This window comes from Paenibacillus sp. FSL H7-0357 (assembly GCF_000758525.1).
Lineage (GTDB): Bacteria > Bacillota > Bacilli > Paenibacillales > Paenibacillaceae > Paenibacillus_AQ.
The window spans coordinates 2,270,539-2,291,061 of the sequence record NZ_CP009241.1 but is presented as its reverse complement, the minus strand read 5'-3'; the positions used below and the strand labels follow the sequence as shown (position 1 = coordinate 2,291,061).

Here is a 20,523-nt window from a genome sequence, read left to right as displayed (position 1 = left end):
TCCAATACATTGAGTAGCTTTGCGTTCGATCTGTATCTCTACCAGTCAGTCAAAACATCAGCAGTCCTTGAAATAACCGGGCATACCCGTTTCGTTAATTGCCTGTTCCAAACGTAATTTCAGCTCATCGGCAGGCAGCTTCTTCCCTTTAAGAATAGTCCGAAGCAGATGTAGCACTTTCTCTGTCTGCTCTAATGTTGGTTCTTTTCCGGAAACAGTTATTTCTTCCTTCATTCTCTGGATCATCTTATACGGCCCGATCACATTTCTTTGATATTCATCCGCATTTGAATTGTGATTTTTGGTGCATACGGCAATAGATAAGCATTTATCCATCAGATTACCCGTGCTTCTTAGATGACTTCTCTCCGAATCACCCCTCAGGTTGTCAAGACAATCTTGCATTGTCGAATGGATGGAATCTGTTGCATATACCTTCGCTTCTGGAAAATGTTCCTTCAAAAGCGGCCCTAGTGTTTCACGAGGCCCCGTATCGATAAATGCTTGAACGGGCAGAGTCGCCATCCTGTTCATGCAAGCCGTCCACAAAACCGGGTTCATTAATTGGTCAGTGAGCAACGGAATAATATCCTGTTCACTTTTGTAAAAATTCCCTGTAACATTCGAGACAACTGGATGCTGCAAAGGATGAAGTGTAAGTCCGCCCAAGAATTCGCGAAACGGAGCTAAGGCCGGTTCCATGAGCGGACTGTGAAAGGGCGCGCTGACTTTTAACGGTATCACTTGCGCACCTGCATGTTTCATGGAAATCGCTGCTTCTTCCACTGCGCCCTTTACCCCTGATATTACAGTTTGTTTGCTGGCATTATAGTTAGATGGCACCACGGTCCCTATATTTAGCGAAATCTCCCTGCATATCTCCTTCACTTGCTCTGATGAAAGTCCAACCACGGCATACATCAAACCCCGGCCCTCCGGCACCGCTTCTTGCATATATTTCCCTCTGGCATGCACTAGCTTGACTGCGTCGGCAAACGATATAGCTTCCGCTGCACATAACGCCGATATCTCCCCAAGGCTATGCCCCGCAAGGACGGGTTGCACAATTTCAACCTCTTGAAGTATTATGCGATAGGCAATCAAACTTACAGTTAAAATTGCGGGTTGGGCGATTTCCGTCTTTCTAAGTATTTGCGTGCTTCCCTCGAAACATATTTTTTTAAGATCGAACCCAAGAGCATCGTTGGCCATCTCGAATAATTCCCGTGCGATAGGATACGCTGAATGCCATGCTTGACCCATCCCGACATATTGCGAGCCTTGGCCAGGGAATATAAATGCCATTTTATACAAATACAACACCTCATTATAATAAATCCATTAATGTCCATAATGTCCAATTATTAACTTTTATCGGTTTTTTATCGAAGAGTCACAAAAATCGATGCATTCGCATTAAAAAATGAATAGGAACGTGAAATTATGCATGTAATAAATCTGACAAAATTAGAAATTGATTTTTGTGAATTCTAGTTCCAGCTTCTTTCCAGATCAACTACCAAGCCAATGGCTCCGAAGCTTTTCATCGCTGGAACTAGAATTCTGTAACTATTTCAGATAAAAGAGTACACACTATCGATCAGCACAGAAACTAGATTCATATAAACCGACTTGGCCATTGTTACCGAAGATTAACCCTAGTAATACAACAGACCCTGTTATTCAAAATGAATAATATCGAATAATTCGTCTTCCTCCTCTTCTTTTTCATGTTGAAAGATTTCCATTTTTAATTCTCTAATGCAAACGGAAGGATCGGTGGCCGTGGCTTTGATAAGTTCACAAAATCCTTGAAGCAGTCTCGTCGCCGTCCCATGCTCGAATAAATCCCGGCTATACTCTAAAGATAATTGAAGGCCCTGTTCGATTTCGACAACAATCATCGTCAGATCCATCTTCGTTGTCGAAGTCTCTTGTTCAACGGAGCGAACCTCAATATCTGTTAAATAGAGACTCGATTGCTCCATGTTCTGCAGCACCAGCATCGTGTCAAACAGCGGGTTGCGGCTCCGATCGTGCCGCACGTTCAGCTTCTCTACCAGTTCCTCGAACGGATAATCCTGATGCTCGAATGCCGCCAGCGTCCGCTCCTTCACCTCGCGCACGAAGTCCATAAACCGCTTGTCCCCGGACGGGGCGTTGCGCAGCGCCAGCGTGTTCACGAACATCCCGATCATCGGCTCCGTATCCGTATGCGTCCGTCCCGACACCGGCGTCCCGACCACAATGTCGGTCTGCCTCGTGTACTTGTGCAGCCACACGTTATAGGCGGCCAGCAGCACCATGTACAGCGTGGCTCCGGTCTCCGCAGCGATTCGTTTTAGGGCCTCTGCCGTCTTGACGTTCACTTCGGTGTATACCCGTCCGCCTTCACTGCTTGGCACCGCTGGACGCCTCCGGTCGGCCGGCAGCTCCAGCACCGGCGCTTCCTCCGCATAGGCCGACAGCCAGTAAGCCTCATGCCCTTGCATCTGCTCCACCCCGAGCGTGCCCTGCTGCCAGACCGCGTAGTCCTTGTACTGGATCCGCAGCGGCTCCAGCTCTTCGCCGGCATACGCCGCCATGAAGTCCGACACCAGAAGGTTCATCGACACGCCGTCCGACACGATATGATGCATATCCCACACCAGCCAATGGCGCTCCTCCGCCAGCCGCAGCAGCCCGGCCCGCAGCAGCGGCGCCTGACTCAGTTCGAACGGCCGTACGAAGCTCCGGGTGAGTTCCCGCGCCTGCGCTTCATCTGCACCCCGGTATACCCATTCCAATGCCACGTCATCATGCACCTGTTGTCTCGGTTCGCCGTCGATCCACGTGAACGACGTGCGCAGCGATTCGTGACGGGCGATGACCGAACGAATCGCTTGTTCCAGCCGATCCGCATCCACCTGCCCGGCCAGTTCCACGACGCCCGGCATGTTGTAGCGCGTGCTCTCCGGCTCCACCTCATGCAGCACGTATAGCCGCCGCTGCGCCGAAGACAGCGGATAATCCTTGCCCAGCTTCACCGGTTCGATGGCGTTGTATGCCATCTTCGACATCCCCTCGATCTTCCGCGCCTGCTCCTTGATCGTCGGCAGTCGGAATACGTCCTGCAGCGTCAGCTCTACGTTCATCGTCTTCTGGATTTTGGACACCAGCGTGGTTGCCCGCAGCGAATGCCCACCAATCGCAAAAAAGTCGTCGCGCATCCCGATGTTCTCTACGCCAAGCACGTCCTGCCAAATCCCGAGCAGCTTCCGTTCCGTCTCGGTACTCGCTGCCTCATACCGTTCTTCCGAATGCATTCTGGCATCCGGCTCCGGCAACGCTTTACGGTTCAGCTTGCCGTTAGGGGTCAGCGGCAAGCGCTCCATCGGCATCATATACCCCGGTATCATATAGGACGGCAGTGCCCGCCCGAGGTGCTCCCGAATCTCCGCCGAAGCCGTCTCCTGCTGCAGCACCACATACGCGCACAAGTATTTCCCGCCGGCCGCATCCTCCCGGGCGATCACCACCGCTTCGCGGACCGCCTCATGCTTCAGCAACTGGTTCTCGATTTCTCCCAGTTCCACCCGGTAGCCGCGGATCTTCACCTGGTAATCTTGGCGTCCCAGGAACTCCATGTTGCCGTCCGGCAGCATGCGCCCCATGTCCCCCGTCCGGTACATCCGCCCCTGCGGCACAAACGGATTGGTCATAAACGATGCGCTAGTCTTCGCCGGATCGTTCAAATAGCCTCTGGCTACGCCCACTCCCCCGATATACAGCTCGCCGGCCACCCCGTACGGCACCGGATGCCGATCTGCGTCCAGAATGTAGAAGGTATTGTTCGCCAGCGGCTTTCCGTACGGAATGCCCGTTTGATCCGCCGTAACTTCCTGGATCGGATAGTAGTTAGACCATACGGTGGCTTCCGTCGCCCCCCCAAGTCCTATCATTTGGACGTTCGGGAAGTATGCCTTCGCGCGTTCCGCCAAATCGACCGGAATCCAGTCCCCGCTCACCAGCGCCAGCCGTAAAACCTTCTGGCTGATCGCCTCCTCCTGTTCCTCTAGGCCATGCAGCACATGATTCAGCGTCGTCGGCACCGAGTCCCAAATCGTAATGGCTTCCTCTTCCAGCAACTGCTGCATCTGCTTAGGATCCTGCACCTGCTCCCGGCTTGCAATCACAATCTGGGCGCCTGCCGCCAGCGGTCCGAAAATGTCATACACCGACAAGTCGAAGCACATCGACGTGATGAACAACAGCCGGTCTTCCTCATGCACGCCAAATTCCTGATTGACCCAGCTGACCAGGTTCACTGCCGAATGATGCTCAATCATGACGCCTTTCGGCTCCCCGGTTGAACCGGATGTATATATAATGTACGCCAACTCATGCGAATCTTTGGCAAGGCGAAGCGCCTCGCCGGAATGCTCGATTAGCGAAGGGTCCCGGCTGTCGATGATTTGCGCAGGCGCTTCTGCATACGCCTGATCGACGACAACGACGCTCACTCCCGCATGGCTGATCATATGTGCGATCCGGCTTTGCGGGTAGTCCGGATCCATCGGTACATACGCCGCGCCGGCTTTCAGAATCGCCAGCATACCGATGATCATCTCAAAGCCCCGCCCGGTCATCAGCCCGACATGATCATTGAGTTTCACCCCCTGGGCCCGCAGCCGCCGCGCCAACCGGTTCGACCGCTCGTCCAGCTCCCGGTAGGTCAATGGCTGGCCGTTCCAGTTTAAAGCGGTCCGCCCGGGTGTCCTCGCCGCTTGTTCCTCGAACAGTTGGTGCAGCGTCTTCTCTGCTGCGTACGGCATATCCGTCCGGTTCCATTCGTACACGATATCTTGCCGTTCCGCAGTCGCCATCAGGCGCTCTACCGACAAGATATCGGTCTCCTCGTCACATAGGGCCTCAAGGATTCGTTCGTACCAAACGAACGCCGTTTCGATCTCCTGATCCTCAAAATAAGCTGGCGCATATTTGATCTGCATGTTCAGCCTGTTAAAGTATTGCGATACTTCCAGATCAAACCAGGTATTCGTCATTTCGTTTGCTTCCAAGCTCAGCGCCGCCATCTCCGATGCCAACTCTTGCCCCGGCCCCATCTCCTCCAGCACATGGAAATCCGTATAGTTAAACAGCGTATCGAAGATCGGGTTGACGGACGGGCTCGACACTTCACCAATTGCCTGGGCAATGTCGGCCAGAAACAGTTCATGCGCCTTCATTTGCCCAAGCTGCCGTTTTGTACGGTTCACCAGTTCCCGCTTGGACACTTCGCGCGCTAGCCCCATGCGGATCGGCACCGTATTGAGGAAGCAGCCTAATACTTTGTCTGCATCTTCGATGGCCGGCCGGTCGTGGCTGACCACGCCCGTGACAATCTCTTCCTCCGTCGTCAGGATGCCCAGCAAATACACGTGCGCGCTCAAGCACAGCTCCTTGACGGTACAACCGTACCGCTTCGCCTGCCACTTCAAGGCTCCCAGCAGCGTGCTGCTCAGTGGCCTGCGGTAAATTTTGCTGGCCGCTCCGCGGTCCCTCTTCTTGCCCGCGTAGTTAAACGGCAGCTTGTTTCGGGTATACCCCGCCAATTCGCGGATCCAATATTGCCGGCTCTCCTCGTCGCTCTCCCGGAACCGGTTGATGGCCACATAATCCTTGTAATTGCTATCCAGCGGCTTGACCTCCGCCGGCTCTCCCTGCAGCAGCTGCTGATAAATGCCTGCAAACTCCTGCTGAAAGGACGCCACGCTCCATCCGTCCAGAATCGCATGGTGGACCGTAAACACCATGCAATAATCATGCTGTGTATTCATCCGGAACAAGCGAACTCGCCACAGCACCTTGCCGTCAAACCGGAACAAGTTGCGCTGGTCCTGATCGATATGCGCACGGATGACGCGCTCCTGCTCCTCCCGGCTAAATGAGGAGACATCTTCCACCGAAAGCTCTGGCACGATCCGGGCGTGCACAAGCTGGACCTCTTCCTCGAAATGCGTGAGATCGAAGGTGGTGCGCAGAATCGGATGCCTATCGGATAACCGCTGCAGCGCTTCTGCGAACCGGTCCGCCGACACGATCCTGAGGTGATGCAAAAACTGATCGTGGTAGATCGGCTCCTCCGGCCGCAATCTCGAGTAGAACACCATGCTCTGTTGAATTTTGCTAAGCGGATACACGTCCTCGTAATCCTCCGGCAGGTGCTTCGCCTGCTCGGAATCCTCCATGATGCGCCGCTTCATCTGCTCCAGCATCTCCCGCCCCGACTCCAGCTGCCGGTCCGGCTTGCGCTCCTGAGATAAGAAGTCGGACAGCTCTCCGATAGTCTGATGCAGGTACAACTCTCTTAACGGGAGATCCGCCTCCATGTCGCAATTCATCCGGCTGACAAGGCGGATCGCCTTGATCGAGTCGCCGCCCAGCACAAAGAAGTTATCGTAGACGCCGACCTGCTCCGCTCCCAGCACTTCCTGCCAAATCTCCGCCAGTTGCCGCTGCGTCGGCGTGCTTGGCGCTTCGTATTCCTTTCCCGCCTGCACCAGCCCTTGCGGCTCCGGCAGCGCCTTGCGGTCCACCTTGCCGTTAGAGTTCAGCGGCAGCTTCTCCAGCTCCACAAAGTAAGACGGAATCATGTATTCCGGCAGCTGTACCGCCAGGTGCGCCCGTAGTTCTACAACCGGAACAGCTTCGTCACTCACGAGATACGCGCACAAGTATGCCTGCCCTTGCTCGTCCTCGCGGGCCATGACCACCGCTTCGCGGATCTGCGCATGCGCCAGAAGCCGCACCTCGATTTCCCCGCACTCGATCCGGTAGCCGCGGATCTTCACTTGATGGTCGATCCGGCCCAGGTACTCCAGGTTGCCGTCCGGCAGCCATCTCGCCAAATCGCCGGTCCGGTACATCCGCGTCCCCGGCTCGAACGGGTTGTCTACGAATTTCTCCGCCGTCAATTCCGGCTGGTTTAAATAACCCCGTGCCAGTCCGTCGCCCGTGATGCACAGCTCCCCCGCGACGCCCATCGGCTGCAGTTGCTGCCCTTCGCCCAGAATATAGGCCCGCAGCGTCGGGAGCGGCTTGCCGATGTTGCTGATGCCGCTTGTGATCTCCGCCTCTCCAAGCTTCTTGTACGTCACGTGCACGGTCGTTTCCGTGATCCCGTACATATTGATCAATTCCGTATGGGGATACTTCCGCTGCCATGCCCGCAACTGGACCGGCGCCAGCGCTTCTCCGCCAAAGATCACGGCTCGCACGCACAGCTCCGCGTCCGCCTCTTCCATTTCCCGCTCTGACAACGCATAAAACGCGCTCGGCGTCTGATTCAACACCGTCACCCGCTCTTGCCGCAGCAGCCGCACCATCTGCTCCGGGTCCCTCGCCGTCATCAGCGGCACAACAACCAGCTTGCCTCCATAAAGCAGCGCTCCGTACATTTCCCATACCGAGAAATCGAAGCAATACGAGTGGAACAACGTCCACACGTCCCGTTCGTTGAAATCAAATGCCATGCGGTCGTTGAACAACAGCCGCACCACGTTCCGGTGCGTAATCATCGTCCCTTTCGGCTTTCCGGTTGTCCCTGAGGTATAGATCACGTAAGCCAGATGCTCCGGCTTCGTCGCCTGCGGCGGATTCTCCGCGGGCATCGGCTCCGTTTCTAAGGCATATACCCGGCATCCCGCAAACGGAAGCGCCGGCGTCCGAAGCTCGACGTCACGGGTCGTCACCAGCCACTGCGCCCCGCTGTCCGCCAGCGTATAGGCGATTCGCTCTGCCGGATAATCCGGATCGATCGGCAAGTACGCCCCGCCGGCCTTCAGGATGCCGAGCATCCCGACGAGCATCTCCACTGAGCGATCCATCAGGATCGCCACGATACGGTCCGGCCCCACACCTTGCCCGCGCAGCGTCCACGCCAGCTGATTCGCCCGCACGTTCAGCTCCGCATAGGTCAGCTGCTGATCCCCGTACACGGCCGCCACCGCATCCGGCGTCTTCTTCACCTGTTCCTCGAACAGGCCGTGAATCGTCGCTTCCCGCGGATACTCCGCCGCCGGGTCGTTGAACGCATGCAGCAGCTCTTGCTTTTCCTCCGCCGTGACAAGCGATATCGAGGCCACCGGCCGCTGCGCATCCGCCAGCATTTGCTGCGCGATCTCTCGGATATGCCCCTCCATTCGCCGGATGAATGTTCCATCATATACCTTGGCGTTGTACCGGAATTCAATCGACAACGCTTCGCCCGGGGCTAGCACGACGGTTAGGTCATAATTCGTCTGCTCAAATACTTCAACGTCACGGATCCCAAGCGTTCCGCCTGCTTGGCCAATCGCTTCAGCAATCGGATAGTTCTCGAACACCAAAATATGATCAACCAATCCTTGCTTCAGCGCGCACAGCCCCTGAATCTCATACAGCGGATAATAGCTGTGTGATTCCGACGCCAGCGCCGCTTCCTGCACCTGCTGCAGCAGCGCCGTTACGCTCTGGTCGGGGGAACTGCTGACCCGTACCGGCGTCGTATTGATAAACAGGCCGATCATCCGCTCGATTCCCGGAACTTCCGCCGGTCTCCCCGATACGACAGTCCCGAATACCACATCACCGCTCTGGTTGTATTTCTGCAATAGCAGTCCCCAGATCGTCTGCATCACTGTGTTCAGCGTCACCTGTGCCTGGCGGGCCAACTGCTCCAGCTCCCTGGTCATCCCCCGATCCAGACGGAAGGCATGCTCCTGCGGCTCGGCTCCCGCATGCCCTGCTGTCCAAAGCGCTCGCGGCACACTCGCCTGTTGCTCATAGTTTGCCAAGTACCGGCTCCAGTACTGTCGCGCCGCTTCCCCGTCCTGCTTTTCAAGCCATTGCATGTAACTGTTAAATTGTATTGGCGTGTCAAGTCGAATGGGCTGCTTAGTCTTCAAGGATTGATATATATGCATAAATTCCTGCATAAGAATGCTTACACACCAACCATCCATCAAAATATGGTGGAAGCTCCAAATCATTATGTGTGAATCAGAATCCTTTTTTAGAACAGCTAATCGAATTAAAGGCCCCCTCAATAGGTCAAAGCCCTCATCTCGATCATTTTGCATGTACTCGTTCACATACCTAGACTTTTCATTTTCACTCAACTGAGAAATATCTTCGAAAATCAAGTCCGTCTTTTGATTTTTCACTACGACTTGAACAGATTTCTTCACCTTTTCCCAGACGAAGATGGTTCGAAGTATATCGTATCGCTCAATCAGCTTCGCAAAGGATTGATTAACTAGGGTTACATTTAAATCACCTGCAAGCTCCAAAGTATATTGTTCAAAATACTCATTTGATTTGTGAAGCAAAGAATGAAATAACATACCTTCTTGCATCGGCGTAAGATAATAGATGTCTTTTATCGAGTCTCTTCTTCTACTCATGTTTACCTCCCGGCAAGTTGTTTAGAGACGCTATTATAAAACCTGGGCTAATTCCTCCGACCATTTAGTTTAGATACTTGGTACCTCGTTCTCTTCAATAACAACGTTAGGGGAGATGTTTTTATCTCTCCCCCTTCTGTTAACCCTTTTTTTCCTAGTCTATTTGTTCAAGCAATGAGTAAATGTTCTCTACTTCATCAATATCTAATCCACTAGAACTAAAATCGCTCGCGGTCTTCTCGCTGTGCGCCTGCCCCATGCAGTGGGCAATCAGTCTGCGAAGCTGTTCCGCATAACACGCCATCCAGCCTTCCACCGTTTCCCTCCGGTACACGTCTGCCGCATAGTCGCATGTAAACACGAGCTCCCCGCCGATCACCATCCCGTTCAGGCTCAGCTTGTACTCACTGGGGAGGTTCGGGTCGATGCTGGTGCCCGTCCCGTACACCGACGTTTCGAATACGCCAGTGGTCACGTCCCGGTCCAGCTGGCCCAAGTAGTTGAAGCAGATCTCCGGGCGAAGGTCAAACGTCAGCTCCTGTTTGTGCTCCGCTGCTGTCATATACTTCAGCACGCCATACCCGAGCCCTTTGTTCGGTACGCTGCGCAGCCCTTCTTTCACCGCCTTGATGCAGTCGGACAACGTCTCGCATGCCCCCAGGTCAAGCAGCGTCGGCACTATCGTTGTAAACCAGCCCACCGTACGGCTGACATCCACCGCTTCCCCGATCTCTTCCCGGCCATGCCCTTCCAGGTCCACCACAAACCGCCGATCACCGATCCATTCCTGCAGCGCCAGGCCCAGCCCCGTCAGCAGGATGTCGTTGATTTCCGTATAGTACGCCCGGCCCGCCTGGTTCAATAACTGCGCCGTCTCTTCCCGTGACAGCCGGATGCTCACCGCTCCGCCGGTTCGCTCCGCTTCCTTGAGCCCTTCGTCCGCCGGCAGCGCCGCAGCCGGCGTCTCCTCGATTCGCTTCCAATAAGCGATTTCATTCAGCTGTTCCTCACTGTCCGCATAACGCGCCAGTGCCTCCGACCACGTCTGGAACGCATCCGTCTTCTCCGGAAAGCGGATCTCCTCGCCCCGCTCTGCCTGCTCATAACCGGTCTGCACATCTTCGAACAGGATCCGCCACGACACCCCGTCCACCACCAGATGGTGGATGACGATCAGCAGATGATCGCCCTCGCCGGTTTTCATCAGCCCCAGGCGTATCAGCGGCCCCTGCTCCAGGTGCAGCCCCCGCTGCAGCCGCTCGGCTTCCGCCGCAATCCGTGTGTCCACGGCATTTTCCCCGCGCAAGTCGATCACGTCCAGCCCGAAACTCGCCTCTAGTGGCCCGCGGCTCCACTGCACCATGCCCGTAGCTTCTTCCCGATACCTCATCCGCAGCGCATCATGATGCTGGGCGATCCGTTCAAACACACGGCGCAGGACACCTTCGTCGAATCCGCCCCGGCGATGCAGCATGACCGCCTGGTTATAATGGTGCGGCAGCTGCGGCGACCGTTCAAACAACCCTTGCTGGATCGGAGTTAATCGTACTTCGCCTTCTACCGGACGCTGATCGATCTGCCGCGCCAACTTCTGCACATGCGGGCTCAGCTCCATAATCGTCGGATACCGGAACAGATCGCGGATCCCCAAGTGCAGCCCATGCCCCCGCAGCCGCGCGGCGATCTGAACGGCTTTGATCGAATCCCCGCCCAGCTCGAAGAAGTTGTCTTGGATCCCGACTTGTCCGACTTGGAGCACGTCCTGCCAAATCGTTGCCAGCTTCGCCTCCGTCTTGCTGCGCGGCGCTACATATTCACTTCCCGCCTGCATCCGTCCTTGCGGCTCCGGCAGCGCCTTGCGGTCGACCTTGCCGTTAGGGCTGAGCGGCAGCTTCTCCAGCTCCACAAAATAGGACGGGATCATGTAATCCGGCAGCTGTGCCGTCAGGTGCGCTCGTAGTTCTGCAACCGGAACAGTTTCATCACTTAGGAGATACGCACACAAGTACGCCTGCCCTTGCTCGTCCTCGCGGGCCATAACCACCGCTTCGCGGATATGCGCATGCGCCAGAAGCCGCGTCTCGATCTCCCCGCACTCGATCCGGTAGCCGCGGATCTTCACTTGATGGTCGATCCGGCCCAAGTACTCCAGATTGCCGTCCGGCAGCCATCTCGCCAAATCGCCGGTCCGGTACATCCGCGCACCCGGATCGAACGGGTTGTCTACGAATTTCTCCGCCGTCAGCTCCGGCCGGTTCAGATAGCCCCGGGCCAGACCGTCGCCCGCTATACATAGTTCACCCGCGACGCCTATCGGCTGCAGCTGCCGGTTGTCGTTCATAATGTACAGCTGCGTATTGGCGATCGGCCCTCCGATCGGCACCGCCGCTTTCGCGAAGGTCGGAGCGCTGTCGTAATACGCGACATCGACCGTGGCCTCCGTCGGCCCGTACAGGTTGTGAAGCGTGGCTCCGCTCCCTTCCATTAACTTGTAGAACCCGCTCACATGCTGCGGCTTCAACGCTTCCCCGCTGGCAAATACCCGGTGCAAGCTGCCCAGCTTCTCCGGGCTAAATGCTTGCCCGGCCTGCTCCAGTAAGACGCTCAGCATCGACGGCACAAAATGCATAACCGTGACCCCGTGACGCTCCATCGTTTCGGCCAGCACCGCTGGATCTTTCTCTCCCTGCGGCGGAAGCATGCAGACCTTGGCCCCGGTCATGCCCCACCAGAACAGCTCCCACACCGAAACGTCGAACGTTATCGGCGTCTTCTGCAGAATGACGTCCTGTTCTCCGATGGGGTAGCGGTTCTGCATCCATTGCAGGCGGTTGATGACCGCACGATGCTCAATCATGACCCCTTTCGGGTTGCCAGTGGTCCCCGAGGTATAGATCACATACGCCAAACGCCGGGAATCCGGCTCTAGCGGCGGATTGGCCTCGGATTGCACCCGCCCTCCATGCGTCAACTCGATGACCGTCCCCTCAAATCCGCATGAATCCTGGCCGGGCTGAATCAGCAGTACCGCCGCGCCGCTGTCCCCGAGCATGTATTGGATGCGCTCTGCCGGGTATGCCGGATCGATCGGCAAGTACGCGCCGCCTGCCTTCAGGATGCCATAAAGCCCTACCATCAGCTCCAGCGAGCGTTCCGCCATAATTGCTACAATCGTTTCCGGCCCCACACCTTGCCCGCGCAGCGTCCACGCCAGCTGGTTCGCCTGCGCGTTCAGCTCCGCATAGGTCAGCTGCTGATCCCCGTACACTACCGCCACCGTATGCGGCGTCTTCTCCACCTGCTCCTCGAACAGACCGTGGATCGTTGCTTCCTGCGGATACTCCGCCAGTGTGTCATTGAACGCATGCAGCAGCTGTTGCTTCTCCTCCGCCGTCACAAGCTCATACGACCCAATGCTTGCTTCCGGCTGACCGGCCATTTGTGACAAGAGTTGTACAAAGTGTATCAGGTACCGCCCGGCTGTCTCCTCATTGAACAGCGCGCTGCTGTATTCCAGCAACAGCTGAAGTCCTTGCTCACTCTCCGCAACGTTCAGCGTCAGGTCAAACTTCGTCGCCCGGTGGTCCAGCTCGACCGGACGAACATCTACATCTGCCAGGCCAAAGCGCGCCTGCTCCATGTTCTGCAGCACCAGCATCGTGTCGAATAAGGGATTGCGGCTCATATCGCGCCGTACGTTCAGCTTCTCGACCAGTTCCTCGAACGGGTAATCCTGATGCTCGAATGCCGTCAGCGTCCGCTCCTTCACTTCGCGCACGAAGTCCATAAACCGCTTCTCCCCGGACGGGGCGTTGCGCAGTGCCAGCGTGTTCACGAACATCCCGATCATCGGCTCCGTATCCCCATGCGTCCGCCCCGACACCGGCGTCCCGACCACAATATCGCTCTGCCCAGTGTACTTGTGCAGCCACACGTTATAGGCGGCCAGCAGTACCATGTACAGCGTAGCTCCGGTCTCTGCGGCAATTCGTTTTAGGGCCTCAGCTACGTCCGCGCTGATCTGCGCATGAACCTGCCCGCCTTCACTGCTTGGCACCGCCGGACGCGTCCGGTCGGCCGGCAGCTCCAGCACCGGCGCTTCCTCCGCATAGACCGACAGCCAGTACGCCTCATGCCCTTGCATCCGCTCCACCCCGAGCGTGCTCTGCTGCCAGACCGCGTAATCCTTGTACTGGATCCGCAGCGGCGCCAGCTCCCCGCCGGCATACGCCGCCATGAAGTCTGACACCAGAAGGTTCATCGACACGCCGTCCGAGACGATATGATGCATGTCCCACACCAGCCAATGGCGCTCCTCCGCCAGTCGCAGCAACCCGGCCCGCAGCAGCGGCGCCTGACCCAGTGCGAACGGTTGCACAAAATTCCGGATGAGTTCCGGGGCTTGCCCTTCATCTGCATCCCGGCATACCCATTCAAACACCACGTCTTCGTGTACTTGTTGTCTCGGTTCGCCGTCGATCCACGTGAACGACGTGCGCAGCGATTCGTGACGGGCGATAACCGAGCAAATCGCTTCCTCCAGCCGATCCGCATCCACCTGCCCTGTTAGCTCCATAACCCCCGGCATGTTGTAGCGCGTGCTCTCCGGCTCCACCTCATGCAGCACGTATAGCCGCCGCTGCGCCGAAGACAACGGATAATCCTTGCCCGGCTTCACCGGTTCGATCCGGCCATAGCCGCTTTCCTCCGTGCTGCGCACATAGACCGCCAACGCCTTCACCGTCGGGCGTACGAACAGCTCCCGCAGCGGCAGCTCCACCGCCAGCTGCTGATGAATGCGCGACACCAGCGTCATCGCTTTCAGCGAGTGACCGCCGCGCTCAAAGAACGAATCGCCGATGCCGACCTCGTTTACCCCCAGCACTCCTGCGAACAACTCCGCCAATTGCGTCTCCAGCGCATCCCGCGGCGCTTCATAGCCTTCGCTGTACGCCTCCCGGTCCGGCGCCGGCAGCGCCTTCCGGTCCACCTTGCCGTTAGAGTTCAGCGGCAGCTTCTCCAGCTCCACAAAGTAGGACGGGATCATGTAATCCGGCAGCTGTGTTGCCAGTTGCGCCCGCAGCTCCGGTACCGGAACCGCTTCTTCACTTACGAGATACGCGCACAAGTACGCCTGCCCTTGCTCGTCCTCGCAGGCCATGACCACCGCTTCGCGGATCTGCGCATGCGCCATGAGTTGCGCCTCGATCTCCCCGCACTCGATCCGGTAGCCGCGGATCTTTACCTGATGGTCGATCCGGCCCAGGTACTCCAGATTGCCGTCCGGCAGCCATCTCGCCAAATCGCCGGTCCGGTACATCCGCGCACCCGGATCGAACGGGTTGTCTACGAATTTCTCCGCCGTCAGCTCCGGCCGGTTCAGATAGCCCCGGGCCAGACCGTCGCCCGCTATACATAGTTCACCCGCGACGCCTATCGGCTGCAGCTGCCGGTTGTCGTTCATAATGTACAGCTGCGTATTGGCGATCGGCCCTCCGATCGGCACCGCCGCTTTCGCGAAGGTCGGAGCGCTGTCGTAATACGCGACATCGACCGTGGCCTCCGTCGGCCCGTACAGGTTGTGAAGCGTGGCTCCGCTCCCTTCCATTAACTTGTAGAACCCGCTCACATGCTGCGGCTTCAACGCTTCCCCGCTGGCAAATACCCGGTGCAAGCTGCCCAGCTTCTCCGGGCTAAATGCTTGCCCGGCCTGCTCCAGTAAGACGCTCAGCATCGACGGCACAAAATGCATAACCGTGACCCCGTGACGCTCCATCGTTTCGGCCAGCACCGCTGGATCTTTCTCTCCCTGCGGCGGAAGCATGCAGACCTTGGCCCCGGTCATGCCCCACCAGAACAGTTCCCACACCGAAACGTCGAACGTTATCGGCGTCTTCTGCAGAATGACGTCCTGTTCTCCGATGGGGTAGCGGTTCTGCATCCATTGCAGGCGGTTGATGACCGCACGATGCTCAATCATGACCCCTTTCGGGTTGCCAGTGGTCCCCGAGGTATAGATCACATACGCCAAACGCCGGGAATCCGGCTCTAGCGGCGGATTGGCCTCGGATTGCACCCGCCCTCCATGCGTCAACTCGATGACCGTCCCCTCAAATCCGCATGAATCCTGGCCGGGCTGAATCAGCAGTACCGCCGCACCGCTGTCCCCGAGCATATACCGGATGCGTTCGGCCGGCAGCGCCGGATCAATCGGCAAGTATGCCCCGCCGGCCTTCAGGATGCCATAAAGCCCTACCATCAGCTCCAGCGAGCGTTCCGCCATAATTGCTACAATCGTTTCCGGCCCCACACCTTGCCCGCGCAGCGTCCACGCCAGCTGGTTCGCCTGCGCGTTCAGCTCCGCATAGGTCAGCTGCTGATCCCCGTACACTACCGCCACCGTATGCGGCGTCTTCTCCACCTGCTCCTCGAACAGACCGTGGATCGTTGCTTCCTGCGGATACTCCGCCAGTGTGTCATTGAACGCATGCAGCAGCTGTTGCTTCTCCTCCGCCGTCACAAGCTCATACGACCCAATGCTTGCTTCCGGCTGACCGGCCATTTGCGACAAGAGTTGTACAAAGTGTATCAGGTACCGCCCGGCTGTCTCCTCATTGAACAGCGCGCTGCTGTATTCCAGCAACAACTGAAGTCCTTGCTCACTCTCCGCAACGTTCAGCGTCAGGTCAAACTTCGTCGCCCGGTGGTCCAGCTCGACCGGACGAACATCAACATCTGCCAGGCCAAAGCGCGCCTGCTCCATGTTCTGCAGCACCAGCATCGTGTCGAATAAGGGATTGCGGCTCATATCGCGCCGTACGTTCAGCTTCTCGACCAGTTCCTCGAACGGGTAATCCTGATGCTCGAATGCCGTCAGCGTCCGCTCCTTCACTTCGCGCACGAAGTCCATAAACCGCTTCTCCCCGGACGGGGCGTTGCGCAGTGCCAGCGTGTTCACGAACATCCCGATCATCGGCTCCGTATCCCCATGCGTCCGCCCCGACACCGGCGTCCCGACCACAATATCGCTCTGCCCAGTGTACTTGTGCAGCCACACGTTATAGGCGGCCAGCAGTACCATGTACAGCGTAGCTCCGGTCTCTGCGGCAATTCGTTTTAGGGCCTCAGCTACGTCCGCGCTGATCTGCGCATGAACCTGTCCGCCTTCGCTGCTTGGCACCGCCGGACGCGTCCGGTCGGCCGGCAGCTCCAGCACCGGCACTTCCTCCGCATAGGCCGACAGCCAGTACGCCTCATGCCCTTGCATCCGCTCTACCCCGAGCGTGTCCTGCTGCCAGACCGCGTAATCCTTGTACTGGATCCGCAGCGGCGTCAGCTCCTCACCGGCATACGCCGCCATGAGGTCCGACACCAGAAGGTTCAGCGACACGCCGTCCGAGACGATATGGTGCATGTCCCACACCAGCCAATGGTGCTCCTCTGCCAGTCGCAGCAGCCCAGCCCGCAGCAGCGGCGCCTGATCCAACGCGAACGGCCGCACGAAGTTCCGGATGAGCTCCCGGGCTTGCACTTCATCTGCCTCCCGGCATCCCCATTCAAACGACACGTCTTCGTGTACCTGTTGTCTCGGTTCGCCGTCGATCCACCTGAACGACGTGCGCAGCGATTCGTGACGGGCGATGACCGAGCGAATCGCTTCCTCCAGCCGATCCGCATCCACCTGCCCTGTTAACTCCATGACCCCCGGCATGTTGTAGCGCGTGCTCTCCGGCTCCACCTCATGCAGCACGTATAGCCGCCGCTGCGCCGAAGACAGCGGGTACGATGCCTGCGCCGCTGCCGGCTCGATCCGGCCGTAGCCGCTTTCCTCCGTGCTGCGCACATAGACTGCCAACGCCTTCACCGTCGGACGCGCGAACAGCTCCCGCAGCGGCAGCTCCACCGCCAGCTGCTGATGAATGCGCGACACCAGCGTCATCGCTTTCAGCGAGTGACCGCCGCGCTCAAAGAACGAATCGCCGATGCCGACTTCGTTTACCCCCAGCACCTCTGCGAACAACTCCGCCAATTGCGTCTCCAGCGCATCCCGCGGCGCTTCATAGCCTTCGCTGTACGCCTCCCGGTCCGGCGCAGGCAGCGCCTTGCGGTCGACTTTGCCGTTAGGGGTCAGCGGCAGCTTCTCCAGCTCCACAAAGTAGGACGGGATCATGTAATCCGGCAGCTGTGTTGCCAGTTGCGCCCGCAGCTCCGGTACCGGAACCGCTTCTTCACTTACGAGATACGCGCACAAGTACGCCTGTCCTTGCTCATCCTCGCGGGCCATGACCACCGCTTCGCGGATCTGCGCATGCGCCATAAGCTGTGCTTCGATCTCCCCGCACTCGATCCGGTAGCCGCGGATCTTCACTTGGTGGTCGATCCGGCCCAGGTACTCCACGTTGCCGTCCGGCAGCCATCTCGCCAAATCCCCGGTCCGGTACATCCGCGCACCCGGCTCGAACGGGTTGTCTACGAATTTCTCCGCCGTCAATTCCGGCCGATTGAAGTAACCCCGCGCCAGACCGTCCCCCGCGATGTACAGCTCTCCAGCGGTGCCCATCGGCTTCAGCTGCAAGTCGTCATCTACAATGTACAGCTGCGTATTGGCAAGCGGCTTGCCAATCGGCACCGCCGCTTCCGCGATGAGTGGCATGCAATCAAAATAGGAAACCTCAGCTGCTTCCGTCGGCCCGTACAGGTTGTGAAGCGTGGCTCCGCTCCCTTCCATTAACTTGTAGAACCCGGCCACATGCTGCGGCTTCAACGCTTCTCCGCTGGCAAATACCCGGCGCAAGCTGCCGAGCTTCTCCGGGCTAAATGCTTGCCCGGCCTGCTCCAGGAAGACGCTCAGCATCGACGGCACAAAGTGCATCACCGTGACCCCGTGACGCTCGATGGTTTCGGCCAGCACCGCTGGATCTTTCTCTCCCTGCGGAGAAAGCATGCAGACCCGGGACCCGGTCATTCCCCACCAGAACAACTCCGACACCGAAACGTCGAACGTTATCGGCGTCTTCTGCAGAATGACATCCTCTTCTCCGATGCGGTACCAATTCTGCATCCACTGCAGGCGGTTAATGACCGCGCGATGCTCCATCATGACCCCTTTGGGGTTGCCTGTGGTCCCCGAGGTATACATCACATACGCCAAATGCCGGGAATCCAGCTCTAGCGGCGGGTTAGCCACGGATTGTGCATGCCTTCTGGAAGTCAACTCGATGACCGCGCCCTCAAATCCGCATGGATCAAGGCCAGCGTCAATCAGCAGCGCTTCCGCGCCGCTGTCCCCGAGCATGTATTGGATGCGCTCTTTCGGGTATGCCGGATCGATCGGCAAGTACGCCCCGCCGGCCTTCAGGATGCCATAGATCCCTACAATCAGTTCCAGCGAGCGTTCCGCCATGATCGCCACAATACGGTCCGGCCCCACACCTTGCCCGCGCAGCGTCCACGCCAGCTGATTCGCCCGCGCATTCAGCTCCGTATAGGTGAGCTGCTGTTCCCCGTAAACAACCGCTACCGCATCCGCCGTCTTCTCCACCTGCTCCTCGAACAGACCGTGGATTGTCGCTTCCCACGGATACTCCGCCGCCGTGTCGTTGAATCCAACTGTAAGTTGACGGGTCCCCTCTTCATCTAATAGACGGATATCTTGCATCATGAGACTAGGCTCCCCAAGGATATCCTGAAGCATGACATTAAAAGAGTTAAATATCTGTTCTACAATTCCATCCGAATGGTCAGCTTTGTAATCAAAAGCCAATTCGAGTTCACCAGTCAGAGACCAGTCTTTAATCATAAGCTGAAATGGATAAAATTGATGCCCATTGTAAACCTCGTTCGCTTTTACAGTCAGGTTTGCCAAATTCGTCACAAGTCTGGTGCCAAGATTATTTACAACAACAGAAAATAGCTGATCTATTCCCCTTTTGCGCAGTTCTAATTCTTGCACCAGATTATCGTAAGGATATTTTTGATGAAAGTAACATGACATCAATTCCCGCTGTACTTCCCTGCTAAACGAGTCGAAGCTCTGCATAGCATTGATCTGAACCCGAAGCGGCATTGTACTTACAAACATACCTATTGCAGATTTTTCTTTCGCTCCGGAACGATTCAGGACTGGAGTCCCAATTACTAAATCGCTTTGCCCTGTCGTCCGATACAAATAGGCGAGCATTAACGAGACAAACCAGGCGTTTAGTGAAACCCGGTTCTCATCAAGTCTTTCTCTGATCCGGTCAGAGAGCTCTTTGTTCAGCTGGAATGATTTCCGTGTTCCGGCCGAATCGCTGGTGACAACTCTGGAAGTTCCCATAATCGTGGGGGACTCATAGTCCTGATAACGGTTTAACCAAAACTGCTTGTCTTTTATGTACCGGTTAGACGTTAAATAATTTTCTTCATGATCTGCAAAATCAAGAAAATTGCTGGACCTGCCAACCGGATTGTTTTCACCTTTCGCCAGCTTTTCATAAATTGCCAGTGTATCTTGAAGCCATGCTTGCCCTGACCATCCATCAGCAATGATGTGATGTGCCTTGATTAAATATCCGAACTCATCGTCACTGATTTTGAAGAGGGCTACGTAATATAATGGGTTATTCTCGAATTGGAAGGGGATTGCCGCTTGCTGCTGCGTCCAAAGCTCAAGCGCCTCATTAGGGTTATTTGAAGTACTGAAATCGATTAGTGGGAACGGGGTTTTATGATGGGGCACATAATATTGATAGGGCTCACCGTCCTGGTTGCGGGAGATTCGCAATCCAAAGCCTGCGTGGTTGCTAAGATTATAGTGGATGGCTGCTTCAATCCAATCTAAATTCGCTTCTCCTTTAAAAATAAAATACAGCGTTATATTATTGAGCGAAGTGTCAGGATAATGCTGCTCCATCATCCAAATTCTCTTCTGTGCGTGCGTTAATGGAAATGCAGATTTGCTCCCGCTTAACGGTCTCATACAAGTAAGTCCCCCTCATTAATTATGCTGACTCTGAATGAACTGCATGCTTCTGAAGGCAACCGCAAACCAATCTGAGAAAGTGAGGTCGAATTAGGCAGTATGATGATTGGCCTGGATTATAGGTTCTTGTTGTAA

At 56.7% G+C, this 20,523-nt stretch carries 3 protein-coding genes; all 3 read right to left on the bottom strand.

Annotated features, from left to right (window positions below):
- Positions 1–57: 57 nt before the first annotated feature.
- Positions 58–1,305, bottom strand: coding sequence for an ACP S-malonyltransferase (fabD, locus tag H70357_RS09825; RefSeq protein WP_231578470.1), 1,248 nt, complete (start codon positions 1,303–1,305; stop codon positions 58–60).
- A 374-nt stretch (positions 1,306–1,679) separates the two neighbouring features.
- Complete coding sequence (locus H70357_RS09820; protein ID WP_081965754.1) at positions 1,680–9,425, bottom strand: amino acid adenylation domain-containing protein; 7,746 nt, start codon at positions 9,423–9,425, stop codon at positions 1,680–1,682.
- A gap of 154 nt (positions 9,426–9,579) precedes the next feature.
- Entirely contained in the window at positions 9,580–20,385 is a 10,806-nt protein-coding gene (locus tag H70357_RS09815) for a non-ribosomal peptide synthetase (protein WP_038588504.1), read from the bottom strand.
- Positions 20,386–20,523 lie beyond the last annotated feature (138 nt).

What these genes read in the sequence shown, in the direction of transcription:
- H70357_RS09815 (WP_038588504.1), bottom strand. Translation starts at nt 20,385, where the DNA reads ATGAGACCGTTAAGCGGGAGCAAATCTGCATTTCCATTAACGCACGCA.
- fabD (WP_231578470.1), bottom strand. Translation starts at nt 1,305, where the DNA reads ATGGCATTTATATTCCCTGGCCAAGGCTCGCAATATGTCGGGATGGGT.
- H70357_RS09820 (WP_081965754.1), bottom strand. Translation starts at nt 9,425, where the DNA reads ATGAGTAGAAGAAGAGACTCGATAAAAGACATCTATTATCTTACGCCG.